This is a genomic window from Nocardia sp. NBC_01388 (assembly GCF_045040085.1).
Lineage (GTDB): Bacteria > Actinomycetota > Actinomycetes > Mycobacteriales > Mycobacteriaceae > Nocardia.
The window spans coordinates 3,461,234-3,479,249 of record NZ_CP109553.1; the positions used below are offsets into that span (position 1 = coordinate 3,461,234).

General features: G+C 67.0%; 16 protein-coding genes and 1 pseudogene. 2 read left to right on the forward strand and 15 right to left on the reverse strand.

All coding sequences use genetic code 11. The features are described 5' to 3' along the window. The 8 genes from OG716_RS17080 to OG716_RS17115 form a co-directional block, all read right to left on the reverse strand. Entirely contained in the window at window positions 1-1,491 is a 1,491-nt protein-coding gene (locus OG716_RS17080; protein WP_327145613.1) for an SCO6880 family protein, read from the reverse strand. Then, the gene (locus tag OG716_RS17085; protein WP_355120368.1) at window positions 1,488-2,978 is read right to left on the reverse strand and encodes a hypothetical protein; all 1,491 of its coding nucleotides are present in this window, start codon (window positions 2,976-2,978) and stop codon (window positions 1,488-1,490) included. The genes OG716_RS17080 and OG716_RS17085 overlap by 4 nt, the downstream gene beginning before the upstream one ends. Before the next feature lie 52 nt (window positions 2,979-3,030). Continuing rightward, window positions 3,031-3,855 carry a hypothetical protein gene (locus OG716_RS17090; RefSeq protein ID WP_405138564.1) on the reverse strand — a complete coding sequence of 275 codons (825 nt, stop codon included), beginning with the start codon at window positions 3,853-3,855 and terminating at the stop codon, window positions 3,031-3,033. A gap of 69 nt (window positions 3,856-3,924) precedes the next feature. Next, entirely contained in the window at window positions 3,925-4,188 is a 264-nt protein-coding gene (locus tag OG716_RS17095; protein ID WP_355120372.1) for a hypothetical protein, read from the reverse strand. Then, window positions 4,188-4,478: a hypothetical protein gene (locus tag OG716_RS17100; RefSeq protein ID WP_297614170.1), complete on the reverse strand. Its 291-nt coding sequence runs from the start codon at window positions 4,476-4,478 to the stop codon at window positions 4,188-4,190. The genes OG716_RS17095 and OG716_RS17100 overlap by 1 nt, the downstream gene beginning before the upstream one ends. Before the next feature lie 94 nt (window positions 4,479-4,572). Beyond that, window positions 4,573-5,226, reverse strand: a complete 654-nt coding sequence (locus tag OG716_RS17105; protein ID WP_405138565.1) for a hypothetical protein — start codon at window positions 5,224-5,226, stop codon at window positions 4,573-4,575. Continuing rightward, a complete protein-coding gene (locus OG716_RS17110; RefSeq protein ID WP_355120374.1) occupies window positions 5,223-6,098 on the reverse strand; it encodes a hypothetical protein in 876 nt (291 codons plus the stop codon). The genes OG716_RS17105 and OG716_RS17110 overlap by 4 nt, the downstream gene beginning before the upstream one ends. A gap of 18 nt (window positions 6,099-6,116) precedes the next feature. After that, entirely contained in the window at window positions 6,117-6,797 is a 681-nt protein-coding gene (locus OG716_RS17115; RefSeq protein ID WP_405138566.1) for a hypothetical protein, read from the reverse strand. Between the two features lie 323 nt (window positions 6,798-7,120). On the opposite strand from OG716_RS17115, the gene OG716_RS17120 reads away from it, so the two are divergent. Continuing rightward, window positions 7,121-7,882 carry a 3-hydroxyacyl-CoA dehydrogenase gene (locus OG716_RS17120; protein WP_355120378.1) on the forward strand — a complete coding sequence of 254 codons (762 nt, stop codon included), beginning with the start codon at window positions 7,121-7,123 and terminating at the stop codon, window positions 7,880-7,882. 111 nt (window positions 7,883-7,993) lie between these two features. On the opposite strand, the gene OG716_RS17125 is transcribed toward OG716_RS17120, so the two are convergent. Next, window positions 7,994-8,971 carry a zinc-binding alcohol dehydrogenase family protein gene (locus OG716_RS17125; protein ID WP_405138567.1) on the reverse strand — a complete coding sequence of 326 codons (978 nt, stop codon included), beginning with the start codon at window positions 8,969-8,971 and terminating at the stop codon, window positions 7,994-7,996. Between the two features lie 92 nt (window positions 8,972-9,063). Here OG716_RS17125 and OG716_RS17130 point away from each other — a divergent pair, with 92 nt between their 5' ends. Further along, window positions 9,064-9,972, forward strand: a complete 909-nt coding sequence (locus tag OG716_RS17130; protein ID WP_405138568.1) for a dienelactone hydrolase family protein — start codon at window positions 9,064-9,066, stop codon at window positions 9,970-9,972. 69 nt (window positions 9,973-10,041) lie between these two features. Here OG716_RS17130 and OG716_RS17135 read toward each other — a convergent pair whose 3' ends face one another. The 6 genes and pseudogenes from OG716_RS17135 to OG716_RS17160 form a co-directional block, all read right to left on the reverse strand. Further along, window positions 10,042-10,353, reverse strand: a complete 312-nt coding sequence (locus OG716_RS17135; RefSeq protein ID WP_405139723.1) for a pyrimidine/purine nucleoside phosphorylase — start codon at window positions 10,351-10,353, stop codon at window positions 10,042-10,044. A 135-nt stretch (window positions 10,354-10,488) separates the two neighbouring features. Beyond that, window positions 10,489-10,893, reverse strand: a pseudogene (locus OG716_RS17140) (GNAT family N-acetyltransferase); the annotation flags it as partial. Between the two features lie 98 nt (window positions 10,894-10,991). Next, on the reverse strand, window positions 10,992-13,352 hold the full coding sequence (locus OG716_RS17145; protein ID WP_405138569.1) for a RelA/SpoT family protein: 2,361 nt from the start codon (window positions 13,350-13,352) through the stop codon (window positions 10,992-10,994). Window positions 13,353-13,559: 207 nt separating this feature from the next. Continuing rightward, a complete protein-coding gene (locus tag OG716_RS17150; protein WP_405138570.1) occupies window positions 13,560-15,155 on the reverse strand; it encodes an ABC-F family ATP-binding cassette domain-containing protein in 1,596 nt (531 codons plus the stop codon). Window positions 15,156-15,338: 183 nt separating this feature from the next. Continuing rightward, window positions 15,339-15,860, reverse strand: coding sequence for an SRPBCC family protein (locus OG716_RS17155; protein WP_405138571.1), 522 nt, complete (start codon window positions 15,858-15,860; stop codon window positions 15,339-15,341). A gap of 45 nt (window positions 15,861-15,905) precedes the next feature. Further along, window positions 15,906-17,888, reverse strand: coding sequence for a peptidoglycan DD-metalloendopeptidase family protein (locus OG716_RS17160; RefSeq protein ID WP_405138572.1), 1,983 nt, complete (start codon window positions 17,886-17,888; stop codon window positions 15,906-15,908). Window positions 17,889-18,016 lie beyond the last annotated feature (128 nt).

Here is an 18,016-nt window from a genome sequence, read left to right on the forward strand (position 1 = left end):
TCACCCCGCAAGTGCTTTCGGAATCGTCGCGTGTTCCGGCAGGATCACCCCGCAGCCGAGCGAGGCTGCGAAGGCGGCCGCCTGGTAGCGGTAGCACCGCCGGATTTTCAGCCGCGCCTGTGTGGACAGGTCGCGGGTGATGGCTTCGATGCGCGGCAGATCGCCGCGCAGGGGTTCGGTAATGGTCACCAATGCCCCGAAGCGGGTCACACCGTGACCCCTGGCCTGTTCTTCTCGGGCCTGCTGGGTGGCGCCGACCCGGATGGATGCGGCGGCCGAGACGACTCCGCGCTCGCTCTGCTGAGCGACGAGCGCGTTCTTGAAGTCGTCATCGACGATCTGGGCGGCATCGCCGGCCGAATGCGGCCGGAAGACGATGGCGATACGTTTGCGCGGCACCTCGGGATTCGGCGCGAGCAGCCGCTGCAGCACACGCTCGTCGACCGCGCCCTCGGGAGCGGTGTCCATCTCCCAGGTGACCGAGCGACCGCCGTCGTGAATGAAGTGGTCCCAGCGCTCTTCGTGCGAGACCGGACCGGCATCGGCCCAATCCAGGCCGTGCCCACCGGGTTCGCCCGAGGCGACCTCGAGGTCGGCCTGGGAGGCCGGATCGTAACTGCGCCGAATGTAGGAGATGACCTCATCGGCCGACATGGGCTGGCAGCGCACGCCCGCCTCCGACAGCGCCGCGCAGATGCCCGGCAGCCGGCGGCCGATCTCGACCGCCTCCTCCGCCGGGTTCTTCCGGCGTTCGGCGGTGGTGGCCTTGAAGGTGATGGCCACGCGCGGCAGCAATTGCACCCGCTCCTGCGGCAACTCGGTCGCCAATTCGTACATGACCTGCTGCGCCAGCTCCGGCGCCTCGGGCCGGGTGATGGCCGAAACCTCGGTGAGCAAACGGTTTCCGGTCTCGGGCACGGTATCGATCACCGGTACCACGGCCACGATGTCGGAGGTCTGCCCGAGCGAGGCCAGGAAGGTGCCCCAGGCCGACACCCAGCGATCGATCACCGGCTGGTCGACGGCCTCGTGGCCCTGCGGCCAGGCCCGCAGCACGACTGTGTACTGGCCGAACTGGGGTAGGTGGATCATGCCGAAGCTGTAACCGCCGGCGTCGATGCCCTCGTACAGGCGCGACGGAGCCATCAGGCCCGGCAGCCGGGTCACACCGCCCGGAATCCGGGAGAATCGGCCACCGCGGTAGACGTGTTCGCCCTTGCCGCGGCCCCGCAACCAATGGAACATCATCAATCCGTTCTCGTAGCCGGAGCGGCCCCCCGTCCGCCACACCAGTGGAGTCATCACGATCAGGCCGAGTCCGGCGACGAACAGCGCCGGTTTCGGGCCGGCGATCATCGCCGTCAGCAGACCGGTGATCACGACCGCGAACCCGACCACGGTCTCACCCCAGCGCAGGCCGAAAAGTCCTGCGCTGCGCGGCTTCTGCCACAGTCCGTACGAGCGGCGCTCGTAGGTGTCGGTCATGGTCATCGCGGAATGGTGCTCCTGCCGAGATCGGGGGAACGGTTGGCCCAGCGGTCGCCGGCCAGATCACCCGCGGTCGCATCGGCCCGATTCAGGCCCGCGGTCGCCGCACGCACCTGAGCGACTCGATTAGCTGCTGCCCGTGTCGCGCCTGACGGTACTGCGGCCGATCCACCGGAAGCCGCAGGACTCGCGGCAGCACCACCGCCGCCACCGCCGCCCGGCGCCGGGGACGGACGCGGACCTCCGCCGCCTCCCCCGCCACCGCCGCCGCCCCGACCGGCTATACCGCCCGGCGGTCGCGGACCGCGGCCCGGACCGACAAATCCGGCGGAGCCCGGTCCGGCCATGGCACGCGCACCGACGGCCCGGCTGCCGACCGCACCGATGGCGGCCACGCCGACCAGGGTGCCGGTGGTCGCGGTCAGACCGGAACCACCGCTACCCACGATCGCCACGGCCGGGGTGGCCAGGCGCATGAGCGCGGGCAGGACGAACGCGGCACTGCACAGCAGCACGATCGCGACCAGCATGCGCTGGGCCTGATCGGAGTCCGGCAGCGTTGCGGCAGTGGACAGATCATCCACGTGCCCGGCGGTGGTGAACGCGATCATGTAGACGATCGCGGCCACCGGTTTGTACAGCATGAAGGCGATGATCCAGCTGATCAGCTTCGGATAGGACTGCCTGCCGGTCGAGGTGCCCGAGGCCGCCGCCGCCAGGGGCAGCACGCCCGCCGCGACCACCAGCAGACCCTGGCGCACGATCGCCAGAATGATCTGCGCGAGCGCGCCCAGCAGGCCCACGATCGCGATGATCAGCACCAGACCGGGCGAGAAGGCTTGCAGCTTCGAGGTTTTCACCATCAGCTCGGCAATGTTCTTGGCCTGGCCGTCGGTGGCGTCGTTGATCACCCACTCGGAGAACTTGTCCGAGGCCTGAGTGCCCGCGACGATGACCGCGCCCAGCATCCAGGAGCTGAACACCACGCGGGCGAACATTCTGAACGATTCCGCCGCCTCACTGACCGCGGCGCCGCGTCTGGCTTCGGCGAGTTTCATGCCGGACAGGATCACCGACACCATCAGCAGCAGAATCTGTAGCTGATAGGTGTAGTCGTTGATCTTGGTGAATAGTGCGCCGGAATCACTGATCCGATCGTTGGGCACCTTCATCCAGAAGGTCAGCGCCAGGATCAGCGCCTCGCCCAGACCGTTCATCAGCGAGTCCACCACCTTGCCGAAGGTGGAATCCCACGCCTTGTCGCGCACGGCCGCGGCCGCGTCGGTCGGGTGGGTGGCGACATTGCCGGCCTTACAGGCGGCCGAGGCCGCGTCACCGAGGCTCACCCCGGGGATACCGAGACCGTCGAGCGAATCGTGTAAGTCGTTGCACGCCTGGTCGAACCCGTAGGTCTGTCCGTACGCCACCGTCGGCGTAGCGATCATGACGGTGAACACGACCGCGAAGATCGTGAGAATGCGCCTCACCATATGGTCCACCCCTCGAAGGGTCGCAGGGCCACTTCAGTCACCATTCGTTCCGTTACCACCGGGTCCACCCCGCAAGGGAATCCACGTACTCGGTCTGCGAGGTCTTGGAGGTCGACGGCTTGAGCCGCCAATCCCCGGCATCCCACACCATGATCAGCCGTACGGCCGCCCACAGCTGTCTGTTGTCGACGACCGGCCCGCGCGCCGCGAGCCGCACGATCGCCATATCGTCGGCATAGTTCTCGATCTGGAAGGCGTCGGACGCCACCAGGTATCGGGTTACCTTCTCCGGCTGCTGTTTCGGCAGCCGCTGATCCGCCAGGGCCTGGTCGTAGGCGGTCACCTGCTGCGCCGAGACCCGCACCTGCCGCACATAGAGCTCGCGATCGGCGGGGCGGGCATTGAGCCGGTAGGTGATCTGCGCGGCGGCCAGCACCGCACCCTGCGGTGTGTGCGAATAGCCCACCGCCAGACCGTCTTCCAAACGCGACGGGCCGTCGGAGGTGGAGAACGGCACCGAGGCGCCGTAGACCCGCTGCCAGCCGTCCGGATCGACGGTGCCCGCCGGGGCGGCGGTCAGCCAGTCCTGATCCGAAGGCTTGTGCTGTTTGCGCACATCCTGCGGAAGCGGCTGCCCGGCAACGTTGTTGGGAATATCGACACGGCGGCCGAACAGATCCACCTCGGGCGCCGCGAAACCTGTAGCGCCCGCATCGGAGACCGCCGGAGCCGTACCGTCGGGCTTGGTAGCGGAGGGGCTGTTGTCACGCCCGATGTAGACCACGACGCCCACGACGATGATCAGGATCACCACGGCCGCCGAGGCAATGACGCCGAACGAGATGCGGTCGCGCTCGGGCGACTCCTTCTCGTTCATGACGACGCCTCCGAAGTATGTATGTCACTTGACATTTCAGTGCTGGACAATGTGTGCGGACCGGACCCTCTATGCAGGCAGCAGGGCGAGAGCGATAGCACTGGCCGAACTCGCCATGATGGCGCCCAACAGGCTCATCACCACCCCGTGCGTCGCTTCGTTGGCGGCCAGATCGCCGCGGAAGTGGTACCACAGCTTGCCGGCGGACAGGATCATCCAGGCCAGGCAGAACAGCAGCACGCACCACAGCAGCCAGTCGATCAGCTGCATCATCGGCCGAAGGACATCGGCCGGCATCTGCTTGTATGCCAGCACGGCAACTGTGGCGGACACTAGGTGATCACAGCGTTCATGATCGTGCCCGCACTGGTCGCGATGATTCCACCGATCATGGCTCCCGCCACCATCTTCGGCGACTCCAAACCGCCTCCTGACCACTTCTCCCAGGCGAATCTGCCGCCCGCGTAGGTGATTCCCATGATTCCCGACAACAGGACGAACCAGGTGAAGTAACGAACCAGCTTCAGCAATTTGTCCGACGCGGGCGGAGCCTCGGGGGTCGGATTGCCGACCTGGGCGAGGACCTGCGTGTACGCGTCGTGTACGACGAGGATCATGCTCATTGTCTGTCCTTTTCCAAATATGAACCGCTAGTGACAATCTCCCCTTGGATTAGGGAACCTCTTCGGGCACAACGCATTCCAACAGTCACAATGATCACTCGTCCGCTTCCGGGGCATCCGGGCGGGGGGCGTCGAGCGCGTCCTGCGCCGCCGCCACGATGTCCGAGCCCAGCTCCCAGATGTCGGAGGTAATCTCCTGCAGCGCATCGGTTTTCCGCTTGCGCTGATTCGGCACCGGATCGGCGGGCGACCAGACCGGCAGCTGATCGGGCTCGACCAGCGTCCACTCCTCGTGCCACGGCACCTGCCACACCTGACCGGCCAGCGAACCGACCACATCGCGATAGCGGCGGATCTCCACCGGAATACGGCCCGGCCGCGCCGCCACCGTCACCATGCCCAGCACCTCACACGGGCCGGCCAGGCCGGCGTGATGCTGGCGCAGCAGATCGTGGGCGCGGGTCAGCCCCGAGATGGTCTCGCGGGCGACCAGCACCACGAACGGGGATTCGCGATCGAAGACTCCGGGCCAGCGGCGATACGAATCCGCCGCCGGCGCAAGCAGATGCGCGAGAGTGCTGGCCCCGGCGCCGCCGTGCACACCGAGCAGCCACACCAGTGGCGCGCGGCCGCCGCCGGGTACGGGACGGTCCCAAATCGGTGCGCGGCGGGCTTCCGGGGGTGGCACCACACCTGCCGCCATTGCGGTTTCGGGGGAGGGTCGACGTTCCTTCATGGCTGCGGTCATGATGCCACCCCGGCAAGCAGGCGGCGATATGCCCGGCGTGTCTCGTTAGCCAGATCTCCGTGCCGCACAAGCTCTCCGCGGGCGAGGTGGGGGTCGTAGGGCACTTCGCGAATATCACCGACCCAGCCGTCGAGATGTTCCCGCAAATGGTCAGCGACTCGAGAATCACCACCCGGCAACTGATGTGAGACAACAATCGTGGTATCTCCGACGATTCCGTCACCCTGCCCCTCGCCGGGGCCGCCGAACTGATCGTCGAGCCACTCCAGCGTCACCCGCAACCGGTTGGCGGCATCGGCGCGGGCCGGAATCGACAGCACCAGAGCGATATCCCCGTCTTCGAGCAGCGGGCGCAGGTGCCGGCTCGCGATGGGGCTGCCGCCGTCGTAGACCGGCGCATAACCGGACTCGTCGATCGCGCGCGCCACCGTGAGATAGGTGGCGCGGCGGCGCAGCGGGGCCGGATCGCGCCACAGCAGGCCGATGCCCGAGGTCGCCCGCGAGAGGCATTCCTTGAGCGGTGCGGCCTCGTCGTCACCGCGGCCGTAGAGCCACGCCTGCAGACTGATCGGGCTCAAATGCTCGTCAGCGCCCCGCAATGCGAGATCGCTTCCCGCAAAAGTGGCGTCCACGGCTACCGTTTGCGCACCGGCGGCGCCGATCTCGCCCGCGATGCCCAGAGCCGTCGTGGTGGCGCCCGCGCCACCGCAGCCACCCACCACCAGAATCGGGCGCTGCGCCGGACCGGCCTCGCCGGAATCGCCGCGACGCTTACGCAAGCGCACTACCGGAGCCTTGGAACGCGCGGCACGGCCTGACGATTCGCCCTCTTCGGGCACCTCGTCGAGCCAGCGGCTCCAGTCCTGATCCATCGTTCTCAGCTCTCCCTCTTATCCAGCCGGAATGCCTGCGGCGGGGATATGGTCGCCGATCGCCACGGTCGCCGTCATTTCGTTGTACGCCGCCGGGAGGTCACTCGGACCGGAACGGGGGTCCGTTCCGAGTGTGCCGATGGATTGCGAAGTGCCACTGTGTGAGTTGAGCACATAGAGAGCAACTCCTCCGGCAGCAGCCAGCAACAGGATGGCAACAATCAGGAAAGTGAGCGCGAAAGCCCGTCGGCGCCTGTATCGATCGGGCGAGACGGGCACCGCGCGTGTCTTGGCGGCGGCGTCCGTGTCCACGGCGTCCAACAGTGCCGAGGCCACATCCGGTCGCGACCCATCATCCTCGCCATCGCCCGGAAATTCCACGACGGTGGAACCGCGATAGCGCAGTTTCGGTGTGTAGGAAGCGGACTCGTGATCGGTCATCCAATCGGACCAGGCGCCGCTGAAGTGCGTGCGGCGCAAGACCGATTCCGGAACCGGGGGGAAATCGAGATCGGGCTCATCGTCCCGGATGTAGTGCGGAAAACGGGCCGGGCCGTCATCGCTCGTGAGCGGCTCGCCGAAAGCCGTCTCGCCGTGCGCATCTGCGGACCCGGGCGCCGCGCCCGCGGCCACCGCGCCCTGCGGGGCGGGTTCCAGTGCGGGATACCACCGCGAGAGTTTTTTGTACGACTTCAACATTGCTCGGTTATCCGTGGAGCCAGGCGCGTCGTGCTGCATCGTCGGACCCTCTCGGCGGTCGGTCGTGACGGACGGTCGGTGTCGCAGGACGGCCCGCCGTCACCGCGCCGCCGGTTGCGTCGCAGTCAAGACGGTCCCGATCAGAAATTATTTCGCATGTGCAGGATTCCAGCGACTCGACGCGCCGGAAGGCACTCCTTGTATTCCCCGCGCGTACGCGATAGCAGGCCCGTCAGCGGCCTGTGCACACCACGCCGGGGACCCGCTCTCACGTACCGCCACACAAGAATCTACATTCACAAGACAAGCTATTTGGAGGTTTTGTGAAGACAGCAGACATCGCCGCGATCGTTACCGGCGGCGCGTCCGGACTCGGCCTGGCCACTGTGCGCGAACTGCACTCGGCCGGAGTGAAGGTCGTGATCATCGACCTGCCCTCGTCCGACGGCAAGGCTGTGGCCGAGGAACTCGGTGAGCGCGTGGTGTTCTCGCCCGGCGACGTGACCAGCGAAGAGGATGTCACCGCCGCGCTGGACGCCGCCGAGGCACTCGGCACGCTGCGAATTGCCGTGAACTGCGCGGGAATCGGCAATGCCATCAAGACGGTCGGCAAGCAGGGCGCGTTCCCGCTGGACTCGTTCAAGAAGGTTGTGAACATCAACCTGATCGGTACGTTCAACGTCATCCGCCTGGCCGCCGAACGCATCTCGGCGACCGAAGAGGCCGACGGCGAACGCGGCGTCATCGTGAACACCGCCTCGGTGGCCGCGTACGACGGCCAGATCGGTCAAGCCGCCTACGCAGCCTCCAAGGGCGGCATCGTGGGCTTGACGCTTCCGGTCGCGCGCGATCTGGCCTCGTACAAGATTCGCGTCATGACGATCGCGCCGGGCCTGTTCCACACGCCCATTTTCGCCAATGTGCCCGAAACGATGATCGCCGCGCTCGGCGCGCAGGTGCCACATCCGGCACGCCTCGGCGACCCGGCCGAATACGCCGCACTGGTGCGCCACATCGTGGAGAACCCGATGCTGAACGGTGAGACCATTCGTCTCGACGGCGCGATCCGCATGGCGCCGCGCTAAAGAGCCGCCTGTGACAAATGCAACAGCCGAAACCGGCCGAGAGTTGTTCGCTCTCGGCCGGTTTCGGCGAGTTACAGTCAGGAATGCTTGCGGCACTGCCGCTTCGGCGGCTCAGGCCCCGAGGGAGAGGATGAGCTTGCCCGTCGAGGTGCGGCTCTCCATCAGGCGATGGGCCTCGGCGACCTCACCGAGCGGGAATTCGGCGGTGATCGGCAGATCCACCTGACCACTGGTGACCAATTCGAAGGCGCGCGAAGCGATTTCGCGCAGCACCTGCGGCTCGTTCGCGGTCAGGCCGAGGATCGAGAATCCGGCGACGGAGCGACCGCGCGGGTAGAGCTGCGGCGAGCCGACCTGCCAGGCGGGTTCCCCGCCCGCATTGCCGAACGAGACCAGGCGGCCGAACAGCGCCAGTGCGTCCAGCCCGCGCTGCAGGGTCTGCCCGCCCACCGGATCCAGCACCAGATCGACGCCGCGACCGCCGGTGGCTGCGCGGACCTCGTCGTCGAAGGTGTCGCTCAGGAACGCATCGTCGTAACCGAGCTTACGGGCGTAATCCGCCTTGGCCGCACTGGAAACCACGCCGTATACCGCACCGGCTCCGGCCAGCTTGGCCACCTGCCCGGCCACCGTGCCGACACCGCCGGCGGCGGCCTGCACCAGCACGGTCTCCCCCGGCTGCAACCGGCCGACCGTATGCACGAGGGCATAGGCGGTCGGCAGCACCGTGGGAAGGGTGGCGGCAGTACGCAAATCGACGCCCTCCGGCACCGGGAACACGGTCGCGGCCTTGGCGACGGCCACCTCCGCGTACGCGCCGCCCTCGGTGATGGCGGCGACCGGCTGACCGACGGTCAGGCCCTCGACCCCCGCGCCGACGGCCCGCACATGACCGGACAGCTCCAGCCCGGGGACAAACGGCAGGCCCGCCACCCGATAGCCGATGGACCTGGCCTGCAAGTCCGCGAAATTCACTCCGACATAGGCGACATCGATGGTCACCTCGCCCGCGCCCGGCTCCGGCAGCTCGAGCTCCACCAGCCGCAAGACCTCCGGCCCACCGAACTCATCGAAACGCACACCGCGCATACCGCGACCTCCACATCCTGAAAAACAGCAACGTGGAAGCATAACGACGGCAGCCGTTCTGCATTCCCGGCGCTGGGCCTAGGCTGTCCGGCATGACGCCGCTGCAGCGCTATATCGCAGAGGAAATCGCCACCGACCACGTCGAGGGCCTGCTCAGTCGCCGCGAGGCGCTGCGCCGGCTGGGAATGCTCGGGCTGGGCGCACCGGCCGCTGTCACGCTGCTGGCCGCCTGCGCCGACAAGGCCGGCGATTCCCCAACTCCCCCAACAACATCGACGTCGGCAGCAGCTGTGCCGGCCACACCTCCCGGATCGAGCACCGCACTACCGACGAGCCCGATCACCTTCCCCGGGCCGGACGGCCGCACCCTGCAGGCCGCCTGGGCGGCCGCGGCGCAACCGCGCGGCGGAGTGCTGGTCATCCACGAAAACCGCGGGCTCACCGACCACATTCGTTCCATCGCAGGCCGTTTCGCGGGAATCGGATACAACGCGCTGGCGGTCGACCTGCTCTCGGAGGAGGGCGGCACCGCCGGCTTCAGCGAGGAGGCGGCGGCTACCGCGGCCCTGGGCAAACTCCCGCAGGAACGCTTCATCGCCGATCTGCAGGCGGGTGTCGCCGAACTCGCGCAGCGCACACCGGGAAAGAAGCTGGGCGCCACCGGTTTCTGCTTCGGCGGCGGCCTCACCTGGCTGCTCCTCACCACCGGCACCCCGCAGTTGGCGGCCGCCACCCCGTTCTACGGTCCCTTCCCCGATGGCGGCGAGATGGCCACCAAAGCCGCGGTCCTGGCCATCTACGGCGCCCTCGACAGCCGAGTCGACGCCTCCCGCCCCGCCGCGGAAGCCGCCTTGAACAAGATCGGCGCCGAGCACGACTTCTTCGTCGCGCCCAATGCCGACCACGCCTTCTTCAATGACACCGGCCCGCGCTACGCCCCCGCCGCGGCCGCCGAAGCCTGGCAGCGCGTGACCGACTGGTACGCCCGCTACCTGGTCTGAGCGAGACATCCCGGCACAAAACCGCCCGCGCGATCCGATCGGATCACGCGGGCGTTGTGCGCAGGTAGCTCAGCCGAAGTGGCAGACGTAATGCACCGGCTCGATGACCTCGATCTGGAACGAGCTGTCCCCCGGCACCGAGAACGTCTCGCCGCCGCGGTAGACCACGGTCTCCTCCGCACCGGCGAGCGTCACCTTGCACTCACCCTCCAGCAACTCCATGATCTCCGGCGCGCCGGTGGTGAACGTCAGCGTGGCCGGGAGAATGACGCCGACCGACTTGCTGGTGCCATCCGCCAACACGATGTTGTGGCTGATGCACTTGCCGTCGAAGTAGACATTCGCCTTCTTCGTGACACTGACATTCTCGAACGCGGTCATGGACTCTCCTGGTAGTGGCGCGGAAGTGGTCAGCCTACTAGAGCGCGGCGGGGGTGCTGCACAGGCCGATGCCCAACCGGTCACCGGCTCAGAGACGTACGGGGTTGTGGTGGTGATGGCGGTGAAGCCCCAGCGTTGGAGGATGGGGCGGCTGTTTTCGGTGGCGTCGACGTGGAGGTAGCGGATGCCTCGGGCTGTGGCGATGCGGGCGCGGTGGGCGACCAGGGCTCGGTCGATGCCGCGGCGGCGCCAGGCGGGGAGGGTGGCACCGCCCCAGAGGTCTGCGAATTCGGTTTCGGGTTCGATCTCCAGGCGGGCTGCGGAGACCATTCGGCCGGAGGCTTCCGCGACCACGACGACGGTCCGGGCCGGATCACTGTGAAGCTGGTCGATCAGGGCGGTGGCCAGCCAAGTGCGGTCCTCTTGCCATATCTCCGAGGACAATTCGGCGAGGCGGTGCAGATCGGTATCGGTGTGGACCTCCCGGAGGGTGATGCCGTCGGGGGCTGGGGCGTCCAGGACGGGCAAGTGCGCACCCACCGCGGACGCAGCTGATTTTCGACCGCGCAGACATTCGACCGCGCAGACAACTGCGCGGCGTCCTCCGGTCAGGGAGAACGCCGCGCAGCGAGAGCGGGTCAGGCGGCCGAGGTCACCCGGTAGACGTCGTAGACGCCTTCCACGTTTCGGACCACGTTCAGGAGGTGGCCGAGGTGTTTCGGGTCGCCCATCTCGAAGGTGAACTTCGAAATGGCCACGCGGTCACCGGAAGTGGTGACCGCTGCGGACAGGATATTGACCTTTTCGTCGGCCAGGACCTTGGTGACGTCCGAGAGCAGGCGGGTGCGGTCCAGGGCCTCGATCTGGATGGCTACCAGGAAGACCGAGGACGGGGACGGCGCCCATTTGACGTCGATGATCCGTTCCGGTTGCGCACGAAGGGAATCCGCGTTGGTGCAATCGGTGCGGTGCACGCTGACCGCGCCGCCGCGGGTCACGAAGCCCATGATCTCGTCGCCGGGCACCGGGGTGCAGCACTTGGCGAGCTTGGACACGGTGCCGGGCGCGCCCGGAATCTCCACGCCCGCATCGCCGGTGAGCCGCTGCCGCGACGGCACCGTGGAGGGGGTGGAACGTTCGGCGAGCTCGTTCTCGACATCGCTGACCCCGCCGAGCTGCGCCATGAGCCGCTGCACGACATGATGCGCCGACACTTGGTTCTCACCGACCGCGGTGTAGAGGGCCGAGATATCGGTGTAGTGCAGCTCGGCCGCGAGCGAGGTCATGGCATTGGCGCTCATGAGCCGCTGCAGCGGCAGCCCCGAGCGGCGGACCTCCTTGGAGATCTGGTCCTTACCCGCCTCGAGGGCCTCCTCGCGGCGCTCCTTGGCGAACCACTGCCGGATCTTGGCCTTGGCGCGCGGGGACACGACGAAGTTCGCCCAGTCGCGGGAGGGTCCGGCGTTCTGCGCCTTCGAGGTGAAGATCTCGATGACCTCACCGTTCTCCAGCTGCCGTTCCAGCGCGACCAGGCGGCCATTGACGCGCGCACCGATGCAGCGGTGGCCGACCTCGGTGTGCACGGCATAGGCGAAGTCCACCGGGGTGGACTTCTGCGGAAGCGTGATGACCTCACCCTTGGGGGTGAAAACGAATATCTCCGGCGACTTCAGGTCGAAGCGCAGCGACTCCAGGAATTCGGCCGGATCCGCCGCCTCCCGCTGCCAGTCCAGCAGCTGCCGCATCCACGCCATATCGTCGACCTCGGTCGAGTCATTGGAGTGCTTGCCCTTGGTCTCCTTGTACCGCCAGTGCGCGGCAATGCCGAACTCGGCCGTCCGGTGCATGTCCTGGGTGCGGATCTGCACCTCCAGCGGCTTGCCGTCCGGACCGACCACGGTGGTGTGCAACGACTGGTAGACGCCGTAGCGCGGTTGCGCGATGTAGTCCTTGAAGCGCCCGGCCATGGGCTGCCACAGCGAATGCACCACGCCCACAGCGGCATAGCAGTCTCGCACCTCATCACAGAGGATGCGAATACCCACCAGGTCATGGATGTCGTCGAAGTCCTTACCCTTGACGATCATCTTCTGATAGATGGACCAGTAGTGCTTGGGGCGACCCTCGACGATCGCATTGATGCCGTTCCCGGTCAGGCTGCTCACGATCTCGGACCGCACCTTGGCCAGATACGTGTCACGTGAGGGCGCGCGGTCGGCGACCAGGCGCACGATCTCGTCGTACTTCTTGGGGTGCAGGATCGCGAAGGCGAGGTCCTCCAGCTCCCATTTGACCGTGGCCATACCGAGCCGGTGCGCCAGCGGGGCGATCACCTCGAGGGTTTCGCGCGCCTTCTTGGCCTGCTTCTCCGGCGGCAGGAAGCGCATGGTGCGCATATTGTGCAGCCGGTCGGCGACCTTGATCACCAGCACGCGCGGGTCCCGCGCCATGGCGATGATCATCTTGCGGATGGTCTCGGCCTCGGCGGCAGCGCCCAGATTGACCTTGTCCAGCTTGGTGACACCGTCGACCAGGTGCGCGACCTCGGTGCCGAACTCCTCGGTCAGATCCTCCAGCGCGTAGCCGGTGTCCTCGACCGTATCGTGCAGCAGCGCCGCCACCAGCGTGGTGGTGTCCATCCCGAGCTCGGCCAGAATATTCGCGACGGCCAGCGGATGCGTGATGTACGGATCGCCGGACTTACGGAACTGGTGCTGGTGCTTCTCGTCGGCGACGTCGAAAGCCCGTTGCAGCAGAGCGAGATTCGCCTTCGGGTACAGCTCGCGGTGCACGGTGGCCAAAGGCTCGAGCACCGGTTTGACGGCAGCGATGCCACGCTGCCCGGTCATGCGACGAGCTAGGCGGGCACGGACGCGACGGGATGCGGAGGTGGGGACAGCGGCCGAGGCGGGACGCACGGGAGCGCCGGGCTGCGGAGCAGCGGCTGCGCCGCTGTCCTCCGATTGCCCGGCGTTCGCCTGCTCCAAATTCTGTGTCATGCCACCACCTCTCCCGGCCTCGATCGGAACACCGTATCGGACCGTCCAACCACGCAGACCACCTACTTTAGTCCTGGAAACGTTTCGAGACCGGAACGCCGAACGCCGCCCACCCGGACCTGGCCGGAGAGATCGACCCTACTCTCTCCCGCACCGTCTTCGACGCGGCATTGCGTCCGGATTGCTCCGATCTCGAAACGGCATCCCTCAGCTGACCTGGACATCCGCCAGGCCCTCCGCGGAGAGCTCCACGCGGCGCGTCACGCCGATCTCCGCGAGGAAGCGCGGATCGTGACTGACCACGATGAGCGCACCCTGGAATGCCGCCAGCGCCTCGGCGAGGTGGCGCAGGCTCGGCAGGTCCAGATTATTGGTCGGCTCATCGAGCAGTAGCAGTCGCGGCGCGGGCTCGGCCAGCAGGATCATGGCCAGGGCCGCCCGCAGACGCTCACCGCCGGACAGCGCGCCGGCGGGGATATCGGCATCGGACCCGCGGAACAGGAAGCGGGCCAACTGGGCGCGAATCTGTTCCGCCGAGGCATGCGGTGCGGTGGCGGCGACATTCTCGAACACGGACAGTTCCTCATCGAAGACATCGAGACGCTGCGGTAGCAACCGCCACGGCACCCTCGGCGATTCCACGCAGATACGTTGCAGCAGAGTCGTTTTGCCGACACCATTGCGGCCGGTGAGGGCAATGCGCTCCGGGCCGGTGACCTTCAGCGTCACGGTCGGGCCGCAGGCCAGCGCCACCTCGTCGAGCTCGACCACGTCCTGCCCCGGATAGAGCCGGGTGCCGGGCAGTTCGATGCGGATCTCCCGGTCGTCACGCAATTTCTCCTGCGCTTCGGTGAGCAGATCCTTCGCCTCCTCCAATTTGCCGATATGGGTATTGCGCAGTTTCCCGGCCGAGACCTGGGCCTCGCGCTTGCGGTTGCCCATGACGATCTTGGGTTCGCGCTTCTGCTCGAACATCTTCTGGCCGTAGCGCAGCCGGCGATCGAGCTTGATGCGGGTCTCGGTCAATTCGCGCGCCTGCTTGCGCACATCACCGCGAGCATCCCGAATCGCGGCGCGCGCGGCTTCCTGCTCCGCCTCGACCATGCGCTCGTACTCACTGAAATTGCCGCCGAACACCCGGATTTCGCCCTGCCGCAGCTCGGCCACGGAGTCGACGCGCTCGAGCAGTTCGCGATCATGGCTGACGGTGAGCACGGTGCCGGAAAACTGGCCGACCACCTCGTAGAGCCGCTCGCGCGCCCGCTCATCGAGATTATTGGTCGGCTCGTCCAGCAGCAGCAGGTCGGGTTCGCGCAGCAGTTCGGCCACCAGGCCGAGCAATACCGTCTCCCCACCGGAGAGTGTGTCCAAGCGCCGATCCAATTGCGCGATATCGCCTGCGACATAGTGCAATCCGAGCCTGCCCAGCAGTGCCACCGCACGCTCCTCGATATCCCATCCGGCACCCACGCTGTCGAAGTCGGTCTCGAGTCCCGCCCCGGTTTCGATGCGGTGCAAGGCTTTCCGGATATCGGCGATGCCGAGCACCTCATCCACCCGCTGGCCGGTGGCCAGCCCGAGATTCTGCCGCAGATAGCCGAGCAGTCCGGGCACCGTGACCGAACCCCGCTGGGGGCGCAGCTCGCCGGTGATCAGGCGAAAAAGAGTGGATTTACCAGCACCATTGCTGCCGACCAGGCCGATATGACCGGGTCCGAGCAGCGCGTCGAGACCGTCGAAGACAGTCGTGCCATCGGGCCACGCGAAGGTCAGATCGGACAGCGAAATAACGGGATATGACATACGGACTCCCAGCGGTAATCGCGAAAATGCGGCGCGCAAGAACTGCGGGCCACGCGGCGGCTACCTTCAGGAAATCAACGCAATGTCTCCGATCGGACGGGGCTGGGAACGGCTCCCACGGTATCGAAGGTCAACGAGGCCGTGCAAGTACATATTTCGTGACCCGACTCTCAGCCCCGGTGATCACCGGGCTTCCGCACTCTCGACCTGATTCTGCTTCCACCTGCCGAGCGCCCTGCGGAGCAGCCGAACGTACGGGGACCAGCGCGCGGGCCGCACCGGCGGATGATCGACCGCAACGGCCATGCGGTCCAGCAGGTCCTCGATCATCGCGTCGTGCGACCAGCGAATGATCAGACTCCACTGCAATCGGCCGCGCAGGTCACGCGGGGTCGCGATGACGGCATGCCGGAGTACGCAGGCATTCGAGCCGCTCTTCAGCACGTCGAAAGCGTGTGTGCCCGCGAACGGCGATTCGGGTCCGAACGTGAATTCCACCCGCCGACCGGGTTGGTAATTGGTGCAGGTGTATCGGTTACGGCCGTGGCCGCCCTCCGCACCGTCTGCCAGCGGACGATCCAGCACCAGCGCCGGCCAGTCCGGGGTCGGCCAGACGGGATTTCCGGGTTCGGCAACACCGTCGAGCAGTGCGCCCGCGACCTCGGCGGGCACCGGCAGGGCGCGCAGGTGGACATTGCAAATCATCAGATCCCCCATTTTCATACGACGGCCGTAGGACGTCCTACGGCCTCACTGCCCGACGCGGCGGGCCTTCATGCCGTTCTGCAACGGCACTTCGGCGACCACGCCGCCGGGTTCGGCGTGCAGCATGCGGCCGTCGCCGGTGTAGACACCGACGGTGGCGGGGCCGCGGATTCCGAAATTGCCGAAGACCAGGTCACCGGCTTGTGCCTTGATCAGCGGGATCTCTACGCCCTGCTCCCACTGCTGTTCGGCGGTGCCGGGCAGGGTGATGGCGCCGCCGCTCGCGGCGAAGACCGAGGCCGCGGTGAAACCGGGCTCGTCGAAACCGCCGTTGGACGGGCCCTGGGTGCCGCCGCCGCCGAAAACGTACCGAGTACCCAGCCATTGCTCACCGGCGGACACGACCTGCGGGCCGAGGGCCGCGGAGGAATTGGGCTGGAATCGGCCCTCGCTGCCCATACTGCGGAAATTCGCTTCGGCCGCAAGGATATTCGCGACATAGGGACGGGTTTCGGTGAAGTGCGCGGCCACCTGATCGGGCATGCCGCCCGAGGCCAGCACCGCGCCTTCGCCCGCGTTGTAGGCGGCGAGGGACAGGGCGGCCACATCGCCGGTCACCTTGCCCTCGTTCTCCCAGCCCTGAATCTTCTGCGCGAGGGCGCACATATAGCGGCCCTGGCCGATGATGGCGTCACCGTCGTCCCAGAGGCTGGCGGTGCCGTTCCCGTCGGCGTCGATCACATACGGCTGTCCGTCGGGGGCCAGCGAGGCCGCCGTACCCGGCAGGAACTGCGCCAAGCCTTCCGCGCCGGCGGGTGAGGTGAGCCCGCGGTGGAAACCGGATTCCTGCTGACCCTGCGCGGCCAGCAGTGAGGCGCTGATCTGCGGGCACAGCGATCCGGCACGCCGATACCAGATCTCGAGCTCGGGCGGGACCTTACCGGGAGCGAGATTGCCTCCGGCAGTACCGAATCCGTTCTCACAGGTGGGTGTCGTACCGGCGGTGGGCAGTGCCGAACCGGCCAGCCACGGCATGGGGTCGACCTGTTTGCCACCGGTCAGCCGACCGCCGGGCACCACCTCGAAATGCAGATGGGGACCGGTGGATTCACCATTGGAGCCGACATCGGCGATGTGCTGGCCCATGGTCACGATATCGCCGGTGTGCACGTGGATACCGGACTCGTACATATGCCCGTACACCGTGGAGTAGCGCTTACCGCTCTCGTCGATCGAGTCGATGACCACCCAGTCACCGAAACCCGAAGCCGGACCGGACGCGACGACCAAACCATCGGAGGCGGCGTAGATCGGGGTGCCCGCCGCCCCGGCCATATCGACGCCCATATGTGTGCCGCCACGCGCACCGAAGACATCGGAGATCGTGAAAGTGCCTGCCGCCATGGGGTATTGACGCCGCCCCACACCGGTCAGCTTGCCCGCCTCATTGACCGCGCCCGGCATCGAGGCCAGCGAAACCTCGGGCGGCGCACTCACGGTCGAGGTGGCCACCACGGACTTGATGGTCACCTGAACCCGATCCATGTGATTGCGCACCGGATCGCCGCGGTCCTCCATGGGCGTCCACTGGGTGCCGTTGGCCGCATCGGGAGTCCAGCTGCGCTGCTTCCACATCACGTAGTCGATGTGGAAGTTGGCCGCGCTCTGCTGCAGGAAGGCGACAATGGCATCACCCTTGGCCTGATCGTTGCCGACGATGAATTCGACGGCCCGGCCTTCTCGATGGTCCGGATAGGCGTCATCGGCCACCACCCCGCGCATATCCATCATGCCGAAACGTGCGACCACACAGCGCAGTGCGCGCAGCGCGCCGTCCTGCAAACCGGCCTCGGCGGCCGCACCGGTGGCCGGGCAATTGGGTTCGGTGAGCGCCTGGGTCGTCGAGGGCACCACCGGTGTGCCCGCGCCACAGGTCTCTTCGCTCGCAGGCAGAATAACGACCAGGAGCAGCAGCAGAACCATCCCGGCGAGGCCGACGGCGCCGACGATGAGGGCCTTGGCCTTCACCCTGGAGTACTCACGGCCGCCGCAGAGGTCACGGAAACATCATGCCATGGCGTACACATGCTTTCGTGGAGCAAACACAGCAGGGAGCACGACACTGTTTCGACACGCGCTGATGCCGTTTCGAGCGG